Annotated in this window: 11 protein-coding genes and 2 rRNA genes; 11 read left to right on the top strand and 2 right to left on the bottom strand. The window is 39.0% G+C overall.

Features of this window, described 5'->3' with window-relative positions:
* From PLZ15_12980 to PLZ15_13030, 11 genes are all read left to right on the top strand, one after another.
* A 23S ribosomal RNA gene (locus tag PLZ15_12980) occupies positions 1-338 on the top strand; the annotation flags it as partial.
* A gap of 100 nt (positions 339-438) precedes the next feature.
* A 5S ribosomal RNA gene (gene rrf / locus PLZ15_12985) occupies positions 439-555 on the top strand.
* 207 nt (positions 556-762) lie between these two features.
* A complete protein-coding gene (locus tag PLZ15_12990) occupies positions 763-1323 on the top strand; it encodes an RNA polymerase sigma-70 factor (protein ID HOI30664.1) in 561 nt (186 codons plus the stop codon).
* Between the two features lie 89 nt (positions 1324-1412).
* A complete protein-coding gene (locus tag PLZ15_12995; protein ID HOI30665.1) occupies positions 1413-2411 on the top strand; it encodes a FecR domain-containing protein in 999 nt (332 codons plus the stop codon).
* A 158-nt stretch (positions 2412-2569) separates the two neighbouring features.
* A complete protein-coding gene (locus PLZ15_13000; protein HOI30666.1) occupies positions 2570-5296 on the top strand; it encodes a TonB-dependent receptor in 2727 nt (908 codons plus the stop codon).
* A gap of 79 nt (positions 5297-5375) precedes the next feature.
* Complete coding sequence (locus PLZ15_13005) at positions 5376-7274, top strand: TlpA disulfide reductase family protein (protein ID HOI30667.1); 1899 nt, start codon at positions 5376-5378, stop codon at positions 7272-7274.
* Positions 7275-7429: 155 nt separating this feature from the next.
* Positions 7430-9226: a protein-disulfide reductase DsbD gene (gene dsbD / locus PLZ15_13010; GenBank protein HOI30668.1), complete on the top strand. Its 1797-nt coding sequence runs from the start codon at positions 7430-7432 to the stop codon at positions 9224-9226.
* Between the two features lie 152 nt (positions 9227-9378).
* Positions 9379-9969: an RNA polymerase sigma-70 factor gene (locus PLZ15_13015; protein ID HOI30669.1), complete on the top strand. Its 591-nt coding sequence runs from the start codon at positions 9379-9381 to the stop codon at positions 9967-9969.
* Positions 9970-10122: 153 nt separating this feature from the next.
* Positions 10123-11169: a FecR domain-containing protein gene (locus PLZ15_13020; protein ID HOI30670.1), complete on the top strand. Its 1047-nt coding sequence runs from the start codon at positions 10123-10125 to the stop codon at positions 11167-11169.
* 154 nt (positions 11170-11323) lie between these two features.
* Positions 11324-14002, top strand: a complete 2679-nt coding sequence (locus tag PLZ15_13025) for a TonB-dependent receptor (protein ID HOI30671.1) — start codon at positions 11324-11326, stop codon at positions 14000-14002.
* 27 nt (positions 14003-14029) lie between these two features.
* Positions 14030-15202: a TlpA disulfide reductase family protein gene (locus PLZ15_13030; GenBank protein ID HOI30672.1), complete on the top strand. Its 1173-nt coding sequence runs from the start codon at positions 14030-14032 to the stop codon at positions 15200-15202.
* A gap of 458 nt (positions 15203-15660) precedes the next feature.
* On the opposite strand, the gene PLZ15_13035 is transcribed toward PLZ15_13030, so the two are convergent.
* Both PLZ15_13035 and dnaX read right to left on the bottom strand, forming a co-directional pair.
* A complete protein-coding gene (locus PLZ15_13035) occupies positions 15661-18060 on the bottom strand; it encodes a prolyl oligopeptidase family serine peptidase (protein HOI30673.1) in 2400 nt (799 codons plus the stop codon).
* A gap of 109 nt (positions 18061-18169) precedes the next feature.
* A complete protein-coding gene (gene dnaX / locus PLZ15_13040; protein ID HOI30674.1) occupies positions 18170-19822 on the bottom strand; it encodes a DNA polymerase III subunit gamma/tau in 1653 nt (550 codons plus the stop codon).
* Positions 19823-19938: the final 116 nt, after the last annotated feature.

Raw genomic sequence — 19938 nt, forward strand, 5'->3', positions numbered from 1 at the left:
TAAAGCGGTACGTGAGCTGGGTTCAGAACGTCGTGAGACAGTTCGGTCCCTATCCTATGCGGGCGTAGGAAACTTGAGAAGAGTCGCTTCTAGTACGAGAGGACCGAAGTGAACGCACCTCTAGTGTACCAATTGTCGCGCCAGCGGCAGCGTTGGGTAGCTATGTGCGGACGTGATAAGCGCTGAAAGCATCTAAGTGCGAAGCACACTTCAAGATTAGGTTTCCCTTACGCAAGTAACTAAAGACTCCTTGGAGATTACAAGGTTGATAGGCTGCAGGTGCAAGCCCGGTAACGGGTTCAGCCGAGCAGTACTAATAAGTCGTGCGACTTAGCCATTTAATTTTGTTTCAAGATAGTTGCTGGTTTTATGACTCAGTTCTTTCAATCTTTCATTTATTTTTTGACAGATCAGTTTCCGCTCCGCGGTAAAAGTTTTTCTGGTGGCTATTGCTAAGGGGAAACACCTCTTCCCATTCCGAACAGAGAAGTTAAGCCCTTATACGCCGATGGTACTGCATGCGCAGGTGTGTGGGAGAGTAGGTAGCTGCCAGGATTTTTTATTTTAATCCCTCTTCGTTCTTCGTTGAGGGATTTTTTTTGCTTTTAATTTACTAACTGTCAATCCACATAAGTTGTAAATAAATTTTTCTTAACCCTTTGTCGTTCTCCGATGAAGGGTTTTTTGTTTTAAAAATAATTATCTGATAGTTTTTTTATCCGATAATTAATAGATTCTGCCGGACTTAATTTAAAATTGGCGATGATACCCGACAGCATAATTGATCTAACCGATTCCGGCCTCTTTAACCTTGTTAAAAAAGGCGATGCTGTTGCATTTAAAGAACTCTTCAAACGCTACTGGTCCAAACTCTATATCTACTCTTTCAATATCCTTAATGAAAAAGACCTGTGCGAGGATATTGTCCAGGAGATCTTTACCGACCTCTGGCTAAGACGAGATGAAATTCAAATCGATGACCTCCGGAATTTTCTCTATCAGTCCGTGCGCAACCAGATATTCAAACATTTCCGAAGAAGCCGATATAAATCCGAATTGATTAATCAGTTAAATCTCTTCCTTGATGAAACCGGAATTGAAGAGAACTACGATCTCCGCGAACTCCGGGAAAAAATTGATCTTACAGTTTCTAAACTCCCCGAACAGCGGAGGATGATTTTCCATTTAAGCCGGAACGAAGAACTTTCTAATAAGGAAATTTCAGAAAAGCTGAATATTTCACTTCAGACGGTCAAGAATCAAATAACAAAAGCCCTCAAATTCCTCCGGAAATCAATCAATAACCTCAATTCTCTCCTCTGATATTTTTTTAATAAACGGGTAGTACCTTTTATCCTCCCGGGGTACTTAAGAATAGTTAATATAATTCTACTCTAAAATTTGGAATAACTATGGAAAAGAAGAACCTGACACTTCTGATTGAAAAATACCGGAACGGTAAATGCTCGGCTGAAGAGAAAATGATGCTTGAGAAATATCTGGACTCCTTTCAAAAAAGTGAAAGCGGCTGGAACGAAAATAATATGGGCAATATTCAGGAGGCCGAGGAGAGGATCTTGGCCGGTGTAATGAATAGAATCAGTTCAGCTAAACGCATCAATCTCTATTCACTCGCGAATTCAAACACACTTCTAAAAATTGCCGCTTCCATCGTTTTACTGGTCGGTGCGTTCAGTCTCTTTCTCTATCTGAACGGCGGTTTCTCTTCATCATCTTCAAATATTACCTGGAATGAAAAAATTACTAATACTGGCGAAAAATCGATCCTTACATTTCTTGACGGAACCAAGATAACTCTTAATGCCGGAAGTAAAGTAAGGTATCCCTCAAATAGCGACAGGGAGATTAGAGAAATTTATCTTGAAGGCGAAGCCTATTTCGATGTAGCTAAGGATCCTTCAAGGCCTTTCATTGTTTATTCCCAAAATATTGCGACTACTGTTTTCGGCACTTCATTCAATGTTCAGGCATTCCCGGACGAAAATGAAATTATGATCTCCCTGGTAGAGGGTAATGTTAAGGTCTCCAGAACCAATAATAACATTACGGAAGATCTCGTCTATTTAAAACCGGAACAGCAGTTAACCTACTCAAGAAAAGATGATATAAGCAGGATTGAAATTTTCGACCTCCAGGAATCGGTAGGCTGGAAGGACAACATTATTAAATTCAATGACGAACCTCTGTTAAAAGCTTTTACAAAATTGGAGAGATTCTACGGTGTTAAATTTGAACTCGATAATCAGTCTAAAGCAAATCTGAAAATAACAGCTAATTTTAAAGACGACTCCTTTAAAACAGTTGCCGAAGTAATAAAGAAATTGACAGGCCTTAAATACAAAACGGTTACCGAAAAAAATAATGTTATTAAGCGGATCGTTTTTTATTAATCGAAAATTAAAAGGAGGGCTTTTTATGAGAGTCGATTCAACATGAAAAATTTAAAAAGCCATGACAATGGGTAAGATTGCCATGGCTTAACAAAAGTAAACACCTGTTTCATTAGTTGTATAATTAACTAAGTGTTCACTACCACGGGAACAAAAATATGAAAAATAATATTCTGCGGATAGTTAAAATGACGGCACTCTATTCTTTCTGGGGGATTCTGCTTCAAACACTATTCATCGGATTTCTCTTTGCTTCTTCTCCGGCTGAAGGCCAGAATCTTAAAGATGTTAAAGTAACAGTAAAAGCTGTTAATGTTACTTTCCAGGAAGCACTTGTTATACTTGAACAGAAAACAGATTTTAATTTCAATTTTGTCAGGGAGGAAATTCCTTTAAAAGAAAATGTTACACTAAGTGTTACAGATGAATCCCTCTATAATATTCTCGAAGTTTTTGCTCAGGATTACGGTTTAATTTTTAACAGAATTAACAACCAGATTACTATTAAAAAAGCTGAAGGATGGGAAAAAGATAAAATAATCTCTACAGTAGAAAATGGTTCAATTAGGGGAAAAGTTACAGATGCTAATACTAAGGAACCACTGATTGGAGCGAATATTTTTATAAAGAATACAAGTATTGGAGTCACGACAGGAATTAAGGGGGATTACTTAATTGAAAATTTAAAACCAGGAGAATATACAATAGTTATTAAATATGTCGGTTTTTCTACTCAACAAGAAATTGTTACCATAAGCTCCAATAAGACTGTTGAGTTGAACTTCTCTTTAATATCTTCTTTGGTTAATCTTGACGAAATAGTAGTTGCCGGTTCATTAAGCAAAAGAGAAATTCGTGCAGTTGCAAACCCAATTACAACTGTTACCTCAAATGAAATTGTTTATCGAAATTCAACATGGTTGCCAGCGGTACTTGAAGCTATTCCTGGTGTCCAATTAACCTTTGGAGCAGAATCAGAATTAAGTGCACATAATATTATGAGTTATATTTCAATGCGTGGTGGAATTCCAGCATCATCTAGTTTAGTTAAGTTTTATATTGATGGTATTGAAGTGTCGGACGTAACATACTTAGAATTGTTGACTCCTAACATGATTGATAGAATTGATGTGCTTAAAGGACCAATGGCTTCAACACTTTATGGTTCGGGTTCAGCAGGCGGTGTAATTCTGATTACTACAAAAAAATCAACAAGTTCTAAAACAGTTGTTAATTTTCGAAGTATGTTAACATCAACTTCAAGTGATTATTTAACAGACATCCCATTGAAGCAGGATTACAGTTTAAATTTTTCAGGTGGATCAGAAAATTTTGGTTATCTCATTGGAGTCTCAAATAATCGAATTCCTTATTCACATTACCCGGTTACTAATGCAATTGATGATATTAAGTGGAGTTATGATGCAAATTTAAATGGAAAGATTGAAAACGTTGTTGCTAACTTGAAATTCCAGGTTGTACGAAGCGAATATGGCTCATATATCGACCCATCCAGGGACAAATATCTTTTATCAAAAGGGATATCACTAGCACCCGTATCATTCAATGACTTAAAAACGAAAACTAAAGGATTATTAGGCAGCCTTCATTTATCTCAAGTTATCTCTGACGATTGGTATCATGATTTAACTGCAGGGTATATTACAAATAATTCTGATGAAAACTCAAATACTCTTATCAGTGGCGGTTATCGGAACAATTTGAATTCTTATAATAAATACAATCTAAGATACTTCTCTAATTTTAAGTTCCCTTTAAGTACTGATATTAGCATTGATATAACAGGTGGTCTTGAGTACACATATACAACCATTACTACGGGTTATAATATTTTTAAAACTCCTTATAAAGATTACTTAGACCAACAACCAGTTTCCGGAAGTAAATTAGTTGTCCCTACTACAACAACGGGAATTTTTGGGGAGGTTGTCTGGGGATTCTTTAATGACTTATTCTTAACAACTGGTCTTAGATTGGAAAACAATTCTGGTTACGGAGAGAATGTTGGTTCATATCCGCAGCCAAGAATTGGATTAACATATAATTTTGCCTTCGATAGAATTAATATGAAACCAAGATTTTCTTGGGGTGTTTCTTCAAATCCCTTGCCGCCAGACTATGCAATAGGAAAGAATATGAATTTTCTTATACAACTACCCAATCCGGAACTAAAACCACAGAGACAATCTGGATTTGAAATTGGCGCTGATATCTATTACGGAGAAAATATTGTTTTAAATGCAACTTATTATAATCAAAAAGTTGAAGATTTGGTTTCGTTTAACCTGGTTGATAATCCAAATACACCTCAACTTGAAGCTCAATATCAAAACACAGCCGCTGTTGATAATAGTGGTTTCGAGTTATCAGGTAAACTTGTTTATGAACAATTTACTCTTGACTTATCTTATTCCTCGGCAAAAACCTTATGGGGTAAAGGAACAAAACCAATTCCTGGGGCTCCTTTCGTAAAAGAAGGGGAGATTTTTCCATATTTGCCCGATGGATCATTCTTTGTAAGATTATCTTATCAAATTCCAGCAATACTTAACTGGTCGAAAAAGGGTGGAAGCATCAGTCTGGAATACAGATATAATGGTAGCACACTCAATCCGGATTACTTAGAATATTATCGAGCGTTAAGTAAATGGACTCCACCTACTCCTTACCCAAATCAGAATTCCTATTTCAAACTATTTGATGGATATTCGAAAATTAATCTTCGTGCAAATTATTATACCGCTGATTTCTTAAATCTATTCTTTGATGTCTATAATCTGACCAATAATCAAGAACCAGCTTGTGGAAGTGTATATCCTTTCCCTGGTCGAAGTGTAAGTTTTGGTATAAATATTTCCTACTAAGCAATTCACTGTAACAAGGTGCACATTATTAATATGTGCACCTTGTATTCACAATTAATAAAATTTTATAGGTGCAATTATGAAAAGTCGGAACTTCTTATTAATAATTTTCTTTTCTTTCTATTCAATTGTTTGTGCACAAAATGCAACATTATTTCAATATACTCCGTTAAAACCTTTTGCAAAAGAAAAAATAGAAATCAGATTTAATACCATTGGGACTAGTTTTGCAAATGCAGACGCGTTAGAGGCCGAAGCGATGTTTTTTAGCAATAAGTTCGATAGTCTAAAAACGATTAGTCTTGCTAAGGATGGAAAAGGATGGAAAGGTTATTTTATACCAGATCCAAAAACATCTCTGATTGCTATGAAATTTATATCTGGTAATATTGAAGAATCGAACGGTGGGCGAGGATATATAATTGTTTTGAATGATAAAAAAGGTCGTCCCGTAATAAATTCATTTGTATCAAAAGCTTTGTTGTTTACATCAATCGGAGCCCTGGTTGGCATTGATGTAGATGTAAAACAAGCCAATAATATTTTCGAGGATACATTTAAAAAGTATCCATTGTTAAAATCTGAATATCTTAATGATTATTTAACAACATTAAGTGCAGTAATTCAAAATAAAGAAGAACTCGAAAACAAAATAAAAAGTGAATTAATCGTAATTGAAAAAAAGAAACATTTATCAGAAGAAGAAACATATGTCTTATCGACATGGTATGCCAAAATAAACGATACAGCCAAAACAAATTATTTCACAATCAAAGCATTGCGAGAATATCCTAATGGAAGAGTAGCTGCCAATATCTCATTGTCTAATATTAGCATTGAAAAGAATTTTAACAATAAACTTCTTCTCATTGAAAAATATTTAAATGAATTTGCAAATGCTGAAAACTATGAAGGTTCATTAAATCAAATCTTTTTTGGGATTCTTGGCCAAAATAATATTAAAGATGCTGTTGTGTTACTATCAAGATTTCCGAATACATTTAATCCGTCACACTACGTCAATTTAGCATCTTCTATGGTACGTTCAAATTATAATGCCGATTCAACATTAATATGGATTAATGCAAGCGTTCTACTCGCCGGGAATGAATTAAAAACACCAAAATATCGAAAACCGAAAATATTTTCGGATTTTCTCTGGTTAAAGATGAGAGAAAGCACTTATGCTGTTGCGTTGCAAACTTATGCGGAATATCTAGGAAAAAATAATCAAATTGCTGCTGCAATAGAGACTTATGAAAGATCTTTTAATTATCTCTATTCAAAATGGCTGGTTCCTCAATTCTTTTTAGAATATTACAAATTATTGACAAAAGAAAAAATGCATGATAAGGCACTACAACAAATCATCCACTTTATGGAACAGGGCTTGGTAAATGATGAAATAAAAGAATTGTTAAAACAAAATTATATTGGGAAAAATGGAAATGAATCGGGATTCCCGGAATTTCTGGACTCGACACTAAATATGTTCAAAAAGAAAATATTTCAAAAGTTAGAAAAAGAAATACTTAATCAACCTGCACCTCTGTTCACTTTATTAGATTTGGACGGTAAAGTAGTTTCATTAAAAGACTATTTTGGCAAGATTGTTGTGTTAGATTTCTGGGCAACATGGTGTGGACCGTGTATAGCATCTTTCCCGGCAATGAAAATCGCACTTGAAAAGTATGAAAAAAATGGAGACGTGAAATTCTTATTTATTAATACTCAAGAAACAGTCGAGAAAAAATCAGAATACGTAAAAGAATTTATGTCAAAAAAGAATTTATCATTTCATGTATTAATAGATGAGAGTAATGATGTTATGTCAAAATATAAGGTTATTGGTGTTCCAACTAAATTTGTAATTGATAAAAAAGGTACAATTAGATTTAAAAGTACAGGATACTTTAGTAAGCCCGACGAATTCGTTGAAGAAATAGGTGCCATGATTAATATTGCAAGCAAATACTAGATTTTTATTAATACTAACATACAAATAAGATCTTTTTACCTCTTCAAGTAGATAGTGAAACTTTGGAGAGGTTTTTATTTGTTCCTATTTTTGGATAGTGGTTTTCTTATTTTCAGTTGTCTTAATACTAAAGAATAAATTTATTGAGGTAATCTATGACGTTAAAGAATCTTCTTGTTAATTCATTTTCCTTACTTTTACTCTCATCTGTTCTTCTCTTCTCCCAGCCCCAGGTTGTAAGTGTAAGTCTGGATAAAAATATATTAAAAGCTCAGGCCGGTTCAAGTTTAAAAGTGGTACTCAATGCTAAGATTGATAATACATGGCATATCAATTCTAATAAACCGAACGATGAGTTCCTTATCCCCAGTGTAATAGCCGTAAAAGGGAATGGACTAAAACTCTCATCCGTGAAATACCCGGTTGCTCATGATATCAGCTTATCATTCTCCGATACTCCGGTCTCTGTCTACGAAGGTGACGTAAAATTCGAGCTTACTATTGCCGTCGATAAATCAGCCGCTCCCGGCAAACAGAATGTCGAAGTCAAGCTCAATTACCAGGCATGCAACGACCAGTCCTGTCTTCCTCCTACTTCTGTAAAAGCGGATCTGGAACTTGAGATCCTTCCCGCTGCAAATGCCGCAGTAGAGGAGCCGAGAGTAATCGACCAGACTGAAGAACCTGTTCAGTCTATTGAACCGCCGGTTACTCAGAAAGTAGAAGAAACTATTCTTCCTCAGGAAGAAATTAAAAAGGAGGAGGATTCTCTCGCCTCTACACTCGAATCGAGCGGAATTTTCTTAAGTCTCTTCTTCGTATTCCTCGGCGGGCTCGCATTAAATCTTACGCCGTGCGTCTATCCGCTAATCCCGATTACCATCGGTTATTTCGGCGGGCAGGCGGAAGGGAAAACGAGCCGTCTTTTTCTCCTCGGAATTCTCTACGTTCTCGGTATGGCGCTTACATATTCTGTTATCGGTGTAATAACTTCCCTAAGCGGTGCGGTATTCGGAACATTGCTTCAGAATCCGTTTGTAATTGCCGGTATTGCGCTCCTCTTTATCGTACTCGCGTTAAGTCAGTTCGGCGTTTATGAATTTAAACTCCCCGATAAACTCGTTATGAAAGCCGGCGGTGCTAAAGGCGGTGTAATGGGCGCTTTCTTTATGGGTCTAACAATGGGAATTGTTGCCGCCCCCTGCATCGGACCGTTCGTTCTCGGATTGGTTACATACGTTGCCGCTAAAGGAGATCCGTTCTACGGATTCCTTATGTTCTTTGTACTCGCGCTCGGACTTGGATTTCCGTACCTGCTTCTGGCACTCTTCAGCGGTAAGATTAAGAAATTACCACGCGCAGGCGACTGGATGGAAGGCGTTAAACATATCTTCGGTTTCCTTCTGCTTGGTATGGCGTTCTTCTTCGTCGATCCGATTCTCCCGAAATCTATTCAGGGCTATGCTTTGCCAGTCTTCGGAATTATTGCCGCCGTTATTCTCTTATTCGTCGATAAGACCGCTAATCAAATAAAGGGATTTAGAATATTCAAAACAGTTTTCTCTGTAATAGTTCTTGCAGTTTCTATCTGGGCTTTAATTCCTTCAGAGAAACTCTCCCCGGAATGGCAGCAGTTCAGCATCGCTTCCTATGAAGAATCTTTGAAGAACAACGAAGCAATGCTTATTGATTTTTACGCCGACTGGTGTATTCCATGTAAAGAACTGGATGCTTTAACATTCTCCGATCCGCGGGTCATAAAAGAATTGGAAAGCTACACTTCATATAAAGTGGATATGACTCAGATGACGGAAGCTAACGAGGAGCTCCGCAAGAAATTTAATGTTATCGGTATGCCAACAGTTCTTATTATTAACTCAAAGGGCGAAGAGGTTCACCGGCTCACCGGATTTGTTAATGCCGATGAATTCCTCAAATTGCTAACCGATTAAAATCCTTTTAAGCCCGGCACCTGTGCCGGGCTTTTTTATTTTTATACTCTCATTTTATTCACTTCTCTATCTCTTTTAATGAATATTTGTTAGATTTAACATGCCTTGTTAATCATTGCAATTTTTTAAAACCATTTACAATTCGTGGTCGAATGATTTTCCGTAAACAAAAAACAGATGAAGAGCTGTTGCTTCTTATAAGCCGGGATGATCACAAGGCGCTTGAAATCCTTTTTAACAGGTATTATCAGGCACTCTGCTTCTTTTCCAACCGTTTCCTTAATAATAAATACCTGGTTGAAGAAGCCGTCTCCGATGTATTCCTCAATATCTGGCTTAAAAGGGGAAGGATTCAGATTACATCGAGTATTAAAGCCTACCTCTATACAGCAGTCAGAAATCAGTCAATTAATTATCTCAAAAAGAAAGATTACAACTTCGAGGATCTCGAGGTTGTGGATAAAGAAAAGGTTATTGCTAGTCTCTCCCCCGATCATTTTATCTATCATGAAGAACTTAAAAACGAAATCGAAAAAATAATCCTCAACATTCCGGAAAAAAGACAAATCATTTTCAGGATGAACAGGATTGACGGACTGAGCTACAAGGAAATTGCCGAAGTCCTTTCAATTTCTGTCAACACTGTTCAGAATCAGATGGGGCACGCCGTTAAATACCTTGCAGAACATCTCCCCAGAATCAAAAAATTTTTTATCCTCCTTCTTGCTTCTTTACTCCGTTAATACGCACTTGTCAAACCCGGGTTCTCTTTTAAGCCTGGTTTTTGACCTATAATTATTCATTTTAATAATCAGGCTTTTTTAAAAGAGGATAGTAGGTCCCTGCAGCTTTACTTGTCTAATTAATATAAATCCTATTCATATACCGGTGAAAATATGAACGAAGAAAAATTTTATGAATTAGCCGCCAGGGTCCTATCTGGTGAAGCTTCTTTTGATGAACGCGATGAATTGAATAACCTTTTGAAGGATGAAAACTTTAAAGAAAAATTCAATCTGATAAGAAAAAACTGGAACGGTGATAACTTACCGGAAGGAAAAACTTTTTTCAGGGTAGAAGAGGGCTGGCAGAAACTTACAGGAAAAATCCGTAAATACGAACCCGGTATCGAAACTGAACCGGAAGGCCTTCCGGTCTGGCCAATGTTCCTTAAGAGCAGGTATGCTCAGGTAATGGCCTCAATACTCATCGTGGTTCTCGCAGGCTACTGGCTCCTCTCTCTTACCGGAGTTGTTTCGAACGAAGAAACAATAACATGGAACAGCAAATCGACCGTATCCGGGCAGATCTCTATAATCACGCTTTTCGACGGTACGCGTATTACTCTTAATTCCGAAAGCAGACTTAAATACCCCGGTAAATTCGGTACTGCATCGCGGGAAATTTTCCTCGAAGGGGAAGCATACTTCGAAGTTAAGTCCGATCCTTTACGCCCATTTAAAGTTCACTCCGATAATGTCTCCACTGAAGTGCTCGGTACAAAATTCAACGTGAAAGCCTACAGGGAGGAAAGTGAAATAAAGATTTCGCTAGTGGAGGGAAAAGTAAAAGTTAATAATGAATTTAAGAGTTTGAATAAAGAACCTGTCTATTTAAAACCGAACGAACAGCTCAGTTTCAACAAGTCGAACGGAATTGTTACTCTCGATAAATTCGCGTTGCTTCAAACTATAGGGTGGAAGGATAATATCCTCGTTTTCGACAACGAACCTCTCGCCAAAGTTCTGATTGCCCTCCGGCGTTCTTTCGGTGTCCAGTTTGAACTGGAAGACACCACTTTTAACAGGTTAAAGATCAAAGCCAATTTTGAGAATGAATCCTTCTGGACAATTATTAAAGTAATCAGGAATGCAACTAATCTTGAATATAGGACAGTAAGTAAAAATGACGAGCTGCAGAAGATCATATTTTACAACAAATAAAGGAGGTTAAATCTATGAGGGTTTTTACCGTTATAGGCGGTTAAAAAAAGCCGTGACAATGGTCGAGATTGCCACGGCTGGAATCGCTAAACAATCCCCCGATTAATCGGGGACGGGTAAATAACAATTGTTTAACAACAGACGGGTAAAAAATATGAAAAAAAACATTATACGGATAGTCAAAATGACGGCTTATTATTCACTTCTGGGGTTCTTTCTTCAAGGCTTTATTTTCAATCTCATTTTTGCATTCACCCCCAGTGAAGGCCAGAATCTGTCTCAAATCAAAGTAACCGTAAACCTTAATAAAGTATCTTTCGAATCCGCTCTTCAGCATATCGAAAAACAATCGAGCCTGAAATTTTTCTACGTTAAAGATGAAATCCCCGTCGATGAAAAAGTTACCATCGATGTTACTAATGAATCCCTCTACGATGTTTTGAAAACTCTTGCTTCTCAGTATAATCTCGTCTTCCAGAGAATTAACAGTCAGATAGTTATCAAAAAAGGAACAAGTTATGAAAGGGAAGACGAACTCGTTGTACAGGGGAATGGTGCCATTAGAGGCAGGATTACAGATTCCCGAACCGGCGAAGGTCTTATCGGCGCTAATATTTTAATTCAGGGAACGTCTCTTGGAACTACAACCGACGACAGAGGCAATTACCGCCTGGAAAAATTGGATGCCGGTACATATACCGTCGTTGTTCAGTATCTTGGATATCTGACGCGTACCGAATCCGTAAATGTCGTTGAAAATAGAACTGTCGAAATTAACTTCCAGCTCGAACAGTCTGAAATACAGATGTCAGAAGTAGTTGTTACTACAAGTACGGTTATTCCAACTCCTGTTAAGAAACTGCCGAATACAATCAGCGTTGTTACTGCGCGCGACCTCGAAAGAATGAATCCTACTAACGTTGCGGAAGTTGTAAGGCTTGCCGTTCCCGGAGCGTTCTATTCGGACGAAGGTGTAGGTACAACTTACGGCGCTTTTTCAGTTCGCGGTGTCTCATCTATTCAGGGAGCTGCCTCAACTCTTAAAGTTTATGTTGACGGAGTTGAAGTTTCCGATCCGGCTTATGTAACTTATATGGACCCGAGTTCTATTCAGCGTGTGGAAGTTGTGCCGGGTCCCCAGGCTTCAACTATTTACGGCTCACGTGCTATTAGCGGTGTTATGCAGATTTTTACAAAACAGGGTGTGCAGGGTAGAACGAGATTGTCTGGAAAGGTCGGCATGAAGACTATGGACGGCAAATATGTCGGAAATAAAACTCCCCTCGGTCAGGAAAGCTCTCTTAATGCAATGGGCGGCTTCAGCATTTTTAATTTTAATGCCGGTGTGAATTACAAGAATGAACCTCAATGGATCGATCTTTTTGAAGAACAGGCGCTTAATTTATCCGGCTCGGGTAGATTTAATACGGGCGATTTTTCAGGCGGGGTATCAATCACTTATTCAAAAAGAAATAATGTTAGCGGGTGGGATCCTTTAACCTATAAACGCGATAAAGAATTAAACCGGCCTTTAACCGCGCCAAACCGCGTTACGGAAAGTACATATGGAACTTACTCACTTAACTTAATCTATAAAGCTGCTGAAAACTGGACACATAACTTAACTGCCGGTTATAATGCATTATCCAGATTTAGCTATGATCGAAGTCCGAATGCTACTACGAAACTTTATTCGGTTAGTGAAAGCACCGATCAGAGATATTCAATGGCTTACAATACATCCTATCAATTTGATATTAATGAGATGTTCAATTCCGCAATAACAGCCGGTTTGGACTGGACAGAATATTCATTGCCTTTCTTCTCCGGAAACGTTGCGGACAGACAGAATTATGAATTTGTCGATTCGAATCCCGGAAAGAAGAAGAACTTCGGATTCTTTGCACAGACTCAGACTTCTTACAACGATTTCCTCTTTTTAACTGCAGGTCTGCGCGCAGATAAACGCCCCTCTGCTGCCGAGGAACCTTATACATGGTCGCCGCGACTCGGTTTGAGCGGTGTCTATGAGATGGAGGACTGGATGTTCAAAGGTAGAATTGCGTGGGGTCAGTCGGTTATCGTTCCGGATGAAAGATATATAGCCGGTGCAGAGACTGCAACTTCGGTTGTACTCCCTAATCTGAATTTATTGTCTCAGGTTCAAAGAGGATATGAATTAGGCGCCGATGTTTACTATATGAATCTTTTCACAGTAAGTTTAACTTACTTTGATCAAAGGCCGCTCGACCTTATTGAAATGGTTAACCTCGGACGGGATAGCCAGAACCGTGTTATGTATCAGTATCAGAATTTAAGTGAAGTTAAAAACCAGGGATTTGAAATTAAAGGAATCTTTAACCCTTTAAGCTGGTTAACCTTCAATGTTAATTATGGAAAAACAACAAGTACTGTATTAAAACTTGGTCCGAATTATACAGGTACGCTTAAAGTAGGAGGAGAAATAGTTGGACGGCCCGAATACACAATCTCCACAAATATTGAAATCACTCCAGTCGAAGGAACGACTATTACTCTTAGTGCATTCAGATTCGGTGAGTGGATCGCGGCTGACTTCTACGGATATCTCTATGATGTTTACGGCGGAAAATATAATGCTGCTGTAAAACCGTATCCGAACGGGTATTATATTACTTATCCGTCATTCACCAAGATTAACGCCGGTGTCACTCAAAGAATTTCTGAAACACTCTCCGGATATCTCCAGATCGATAATCTTACTAACGACGATAGCTTTGAGAGAATCAATACTGCGGTTACTCAGCCCCGGACAGTTACAATCGGTGTTATGTTTAACGGATTAACATTATAAGGAAGGGACTAATAGATGAGAACAATTATGATTAAAATTAAAAAGTTAAGTTTAGTCCGCTTCCTGCTGGTTCTATCAGTAATTATTTTGCAGGCCTGCGGTTCCGGTGATAGTAATAATTTTGTTATTAACGGAAAAGCATCGGGACTCGAAGGCGCAAATATCATTCTGCTTCATTCTCTTAAACCGGGAAAGGTGGACACACTTGGCCGGGCAATTGTTAAGGACGGTCAGTTTAATATTTCAGGAGAACTTCAATCCCCGGTCTTTGCACGTTTAGTTATCTCTTCTCCGCAATATTACTCATCCTTCTGGCTTCCTCCTTCGGAAGTTGAAATTGATCTTGATACCGCAAGGGTTGATGAAGGTATGGGCAAATCTTTAATTCCTCTTGTTAAAGGATCCGTTGAGCAGGAAGTATATGATTCTTTTTCAGATCAGTATGACCTGATCTCGCGGGATATCAGAAATGAAAGCAAACTGCTTCAAAAAACAACCGACCCTGAGGAAAAGAAAAAAATCACCGAGAAAATTGATAAACTCAGAGATGAACTGACTGAAAAATCGAACGGAATGATTCTCGATTTTGTAAAGAAGAATAACTCCTCTGTTGTATCTGCTTACTTAATGGCCAGAATATTAAATGACCAGTACCACAAAGTAGAAACTCTGCAGTCGGTTATGGATAATTTTACTCCTGAAGTAAAATTATCCCCGTATTATCTGGAGAATAGGGATGAACTTGACCTGCTGATGCGGATTCAACCCGGTAAACCTGCCCCTGATTTCTCGCTTCCCGATATGCAGGGGAATGATTTCCAGTTCTCTTCTCTAAAAGGCAAGGTCGTCTTGATCGATTTCTGGGCCTCCTGGTGTAAACCTTGTATCGCCTCTATTCCCGCAATGAAAAACATATATAATACGTACAAGGAAAAAGGATTTGAAATTCTCGGCCTCTCTAACGATAGTAAAAAAGATGCCTGGCTTAAGTCGATTGAAATCAATACAATTCCATGGAAAAACGTTGTTGACCGATTTCCTCAGCCGCCGGCTCCTTTCGGACCCGCTGAAGTAGCTACACTCTACGGAATTTCCTATCTCCCCACAACAATTCTTGTAGATAGAGAAGGAATTATTATTGCTAAAAACCTCCATGCGGAGGAACTTGAAACAAAACTGAAGGAGATTTTTAAGAACTAAAAATTCTTTTAATCATAAGGAGGTTTAAGGTTTATACTGTATTACCTTCTTTGCCCTCATACATCTCCGCCTCCTCGGAGTATTCCCCAACTCTGAGGAGGTTTCTTTTTATGAACAGTATTATGAACAATAATTTTGGATACTTTTTTCCGGATACATATATTTACTCCGCTTTCGTGGGAATATCATTTAATCTGTAGAGGACTGATTGAGTATTACTGATCCTGTTAATCAGAACGCAGTTGAATTGGAATGGATGAATCAATTCTCCTCCGGAGATAAAACCACTTAAAAACTATAATTTATATTCATACTTTTTTGCTCGAAAAATAGAACTGTTATGAAAATCTTTCATTAATTATATTTTACTAATTCCAACAAATTCTTCAAATCCTGTAGGATTAAGGAAAAGAAAAAGCCCATCAATGATGGGCTTTTTTTATAATCTCTTGTTGCCTCTACTTTTTATTCTTTACATGCTTATCGAACCACTCAAACATTTCGGCAAGCACATGAAGTACCGATTCTCTCGCGCGGTATCCGTGACTTTCGTGCGGAAGCATTACAAGCCGTGCTGTTGCCCCGTGTCCTTTAACCGCCTGGTAGAATCTCTCCGACTGAATAGGGAATGTGCCGGAATTATTATCGGCCTCGCCGTGTATCAGGAGTATCGGTTCATTCACTTTATTGGCGTGCATAAAAGGGGAGAGGTTGTAGTAGATCTCCGGAACCTCCCAGTATGTTCTTCTTTCACTCTGGAATCCGAACGGTGTAAGTGTCCTGTTGTATGCGCCGCTCCGGGCAATTCCTGCGGCAAAGAGATCGCAGTGCGCCAGCAGGTTCGCAGTCATAAATGCGCCGTAGCTGTGTCCGCCTACTCCAACTCTTTTAGGATCGCCGATTCCCATCTCGTCGAGCTTATCAATTGCGGCTTTAGCGCTCGATACAATCTGATCTATGAAAGTATCGTTCATGGTTTGCGGGTCGCCAACTACAGGCATCTGAGCGTCATCCAGAAGTGCGTAACCCTGGGTTACGAAGAAGAGTTGTGAATAACCGCGGAAGAATGTAAAACGGTATTGCGAACCTCGAACCTGGCCTGCTGTTGATGCGTCGCTGTACTCAATCGGGTATGCCCAGATTACGACCGGAAGTCGCTGTCCTTCTTTATAATTTGGAGGAAGATACAATGTGCCGGAAAGATCTACTCCGTCTGCTCTTTTATATCTTATCAGCTCCTTCTTCATCCCGGTTAATTGAGGTGCGGGATCCTTAAAATCTGTTAAAGGTTTTCTCTCATTCGTTTTTAAATCTACAAGAAAATAGTTCGGTACTTCAGTCTTGGATTCGTAACGTGTTACTATCTTATTTCGTGAGTTCCCGGCAAAATCAATTATCATTTCATATGTCTTTTCCTTACACCTGTACAATCTTTCTTTTTCAAGTGTAGAAAGAATCATCTTATCCAGAAATGGTCTGTCGCCGTCCGGCGATGCGCCTGCACCCGTCAAATAGATAGTCCCGTTTTCATAAATGATTACGGATTCGCCGTTCGTAAGTGTTTTTGTAACAGGACGCCCGGGATTCCCGTATGCGTCCTGCATGCTTAGGTCAAAAATCTTCCTTGCCGGAGTTTCCGGTTTATCGGCATTTAAAAGAAATGTGGTTGCCCATCTCTTCTTCCAGTTGTATTCGGAGACAAATATTAAACCGTTTTCTTCAAGCCAGCTCGTACCGCTGTATCTGTGCTCAAGTTTTAGAATCTCTTTTGGAGACTGATTGAAAGGTGCGGATAGTGTAACGAGTTTATCTCTTAAAGGGGCTTCAACATCGGAATCGCCTCCGTCCAATGCTTCGACCCAGATTAATGTAGCGGGGGAAAGGGGCCGCCACTCTATACTGCGCGGACCTAATGGAACGCCGTTAAGCGGAATATCATCCGATGGCGGAAGGTCGGCAATCAGATGAACCTGCTCGCCTTTCTTATTCCAGACTTCAATTGAATGCGCAAATCCGTAATAGGGAATCTGATAGGAATAAGGTCTCTTAATTCTATCGGCAAGAATGTATTCGCCGTCAGGTGAAAAATTTACTGAAGTAAAAATGCCGGGCTTGTTCAGTTTTGTTCTTGTACCGTTTGAAATATTTATAATCTCCAGCTGCGATGTTGCGTAATAATCGAAAAGAACTTCATCGTTATAGGAAGTTAATAGATCCTGATAGGTTCTTCCTTTTGCAATCTTTCCGCCGGTTTCCTGTATATTCGGTCCGATCGGCACCTGATTAGCTTCTGGAGCCGCTCCGCGTTTTTCAGGTATCATATAAACAAGTAAATGTCTATTATCAGGCAGCCATGAGAATCCCTGACCGATTGTGAGGTTGAGTCCTTTGTTGATGAGTGACTTCGACTTGCCAGTTTTTGTATCAACCAGCCAGAGTTTAATTCCGTCGTTTAAAAACTGGGGGAGTGCAAACCATTTATCGTCGTTTGACCAGAGCGCTCCTCCGAACTTACCGCCTTCCGGAAGATCTGTCTTTACTTCTTTTCCTGTTTCAAGATTCCTTATTGTAAATCTCAATGCAAAGGAAGTCCTCTGCATACTGTTGTTGCTTGGAGTTATTCTCACTCCGGCTATCCGGAGTAACGGCTGGGACAGATACTCGATTGTCGGCATCGATTCCATTTCTGTAAGCAGCATGTATGTCCCTTGCGGACTAATAGAAGCGGAAGGAGTAAGAGGAGCGTCTACAATATCAATTACTTCCTTTGACGGTACTTTGTACTGCGTTTGTGCTATTAATATAAAAGGAATTAGAAGAATTGATATTAGTGTGAGGATTTTAGCAGACCTGTTCAATTCAACCTCCTGATTTTTATTTATGATTGATAAACCTGTTATCAATTTACCCGGGGGTACAAAAGGCGGGAAACGGAGTTTCAATTATTTATGAAATTTGCAAATCTGTCTATTTGTTTTTTATTTCTCTTCCGCCTAATTGATTAATTACTGCGCTGACTAGCGGATTTTCGTCTGAACCTGATACGGCTTTGTTCGACTTTGAATCGGATTTCCTCGATGCACCGCCTCTCTTCTTCCCGGCATTGTTGAATTCAATCTTCTTGCCGAATACTTCTTTTGTTTTTTTATCGAGGTAGGACTTGTTATCACTTATTATGTCCCAGTCATCGTTATGTTCTACTTCAATATTCAACTTATCATTGGAAAGATTGATGGGATTGGAATTAGTTAGAATCGAACCGAAAAACAGCTTATCGGTTTTAACCTGTTCAACAAAAAACTCCCATTTGGCAATGATATCTGTAAATTCGGATGAGTCGCGCGCTGTAGGCGCAACAAAGTTTTTTACTTCCGGTATCAGGACCTCATTTTTATCAACTATCCTTAAATTAGAAACAGGCTGATCTGGTTTTTTAGGTGCCGAACCTCCGCCGGGATTCGGCTGGTAGGACCGGACAGGTTCCGATACTGCACCTGAATTTAATTTTGTGATCAGGTCGGATATTGTCGCAGACCGTTCGAGGCCGATCAGATGACATAAGGCAATTTCAATCTTAAGTTTCTGATTGGCAGTTGAGCGCAGTTCATATTGTGTCTTGTTTATATAATTCAGAATTCTTAACAGGTCTCCTTCCGTGAACTTTTCACTGTACTCGAGGTATCTCTCTTTGTAGATCTCTGCTGCTTCTATCAGGTCGTTGTTTTTACGTATTACAACTGTCAGTATGTTTCTGAAATGCTCATTAAGCCCGTTCAGGAAGTCGACGAAGTTCCATCCGTTATCGTAAATTTTCTGGGAGGTCTCAAATGCCGCTTTGTAATTTTTGTCAACTATCGAATCGGAAATTACAAAATAGATCTCTTCGTCAATCAGGTTGAGCATTTTGGAGATTACGTCGCTCTGGACTTCGCCGCTGCTGAATGAAATCATCTGGTCGAACAGAGTCTGCGCGTCTCTCAATGCGCCGTCGGCTTTCTTAGCGATGATAGATAGGGCTATGTCGTCTATCGTTATCTTCTCGGCATCCGCGATTTCCTTAAGAAGCTTCTTAATCGCTCCCATCTCGATCCGCCTGAAATCGAATCTCTGGCAACGTGAAATAATTGTTAGAGGAACTTTGTGTACGTCGGTTGTTGCGAAAATAAATATCGTATGCTCCGGCGGCTCCTCAAGTGTTTTAAGAAGTGCGTTAAAAGATTCGGTCGTTAACATGTGCACTTCATCGATAATGTATACTTTGAACTTTCCTCTCGTCGGTGCGTACTTAACCGATTCACGCAATGTCCGTATCTCGTCTATTCGCCTGTTCGAAGCTCCGTCTATTTCAATTATATCGAGTGTCTGCGATGTCTGAAACGAATTACACATCTCGCATTTGTTGCACGGCTCACCGTTCTGAGGATTGAGGCAGTTCAATACTTTAGCTAATATCCTTGCGGTTGTTGTCTTACCGATTCCGCGGGGACCTGCAAAAAGATATGCGTGCGCTACCCGGTTGTTCAGAATGGCGTTCTTTAATGTAGTGGTTATATGTTCCTGCCCTACTACTTCTGCAAAAGTCTGCGGGCGCCATTTTCTTGCTGTTACAATGTAATTCATAGGTCTTGTGGTCTATATAATGTCAAAAATAACCAATTAATAAAAAACAAGATACAAACAAAAGCTAAAAACAAATTATAAAAAGTTTCTTCGATATCTAAATCGCAGATGAAAAT

Source organism: Melioribacteraceae bacterium (assembly GCA_035362835.1).
In the GTDB taxonomy this organism is placed as follows: domain Bacteria; phylum Bacteroidota; class Ignavibacteria; order Ignavibacteriales; family Melioribacteraceae; genus DSXH01.

What these genes read in the sequence shown, in the direction of transcription:
- PLZ15_12990 (HOI30664.1), top strand. Translation starts at nt 763, where the DNA reads ATGATACCCGACAGCATAATTGATCTAACCGATTCCGGCCTCTTTAAC.
- PLZ15_12995 (HOI30665.1), top strand. Translation starts at nt 1,413, where the DNA reads ATGGAAAAGAAGAACCTGACACTTCTGATTGAAAAATACCGGAACGGT.
- PLZ15_13000 (HOI30666.1), top strand. Translation starts at nt 2,570, where the DNA reads ATGAAAAATAATATTCTGCGGATAGTTAAAATGACGGCACTCTATTCT.
- PLZ15_13005 (HOI30667.1), top strand. Translation starts at nt 5,376, where the DNA reads ATGAAAAGTCGGAACTTCTTATTAATAATTTTCTTTTCTTTCTATTCA.
- dsbD (HOI30668.1), top strand. Translation starts at nt 7,430, where the DNA reads ATGACGTTAAAGAATCTTCTTGTTAATTCATTTTCCTTACTTTTACTC.
- PLZ15_13015 (HOI30669.1), top strand. Translation starts at nt 9,379, where the DNA reads ATGATTTTCCGTAAACAAAAAACAGATGAAGAGCTGTTGCTTCTTATA.
- PLZ15_13020 (HOI30670.1), top strand. Translation starts at nt 10,123, where the DNA reads ATGAACGAAGAAAAATTTTATGAATTAGCCGCCAGGGTCCTATCTGGT.
- PLZ15_13025 (HOI30671.1), top strand. Translation starts at nt 11,324, where the DNA reads ATGAAAAAAAACATTATACGGATAGTCAAAATGACGGCTTATTATTCA.
- PLZ15_13030 (HOI30672.1), top strand. Translation starts at nt 14,030, where the DNA reads ATGATTAAAATTAAAAAGTTAAGTTTAGTCCGCTTCCTGCTGGTTCTA.
- dnaX (HOI30674.1), bottom strand. Translation starts at nt 19,822, where the DNA reads ATGAATTACATTGTAACAGCAAGAAAATGGCGCCCGCAGACTTTTGCA.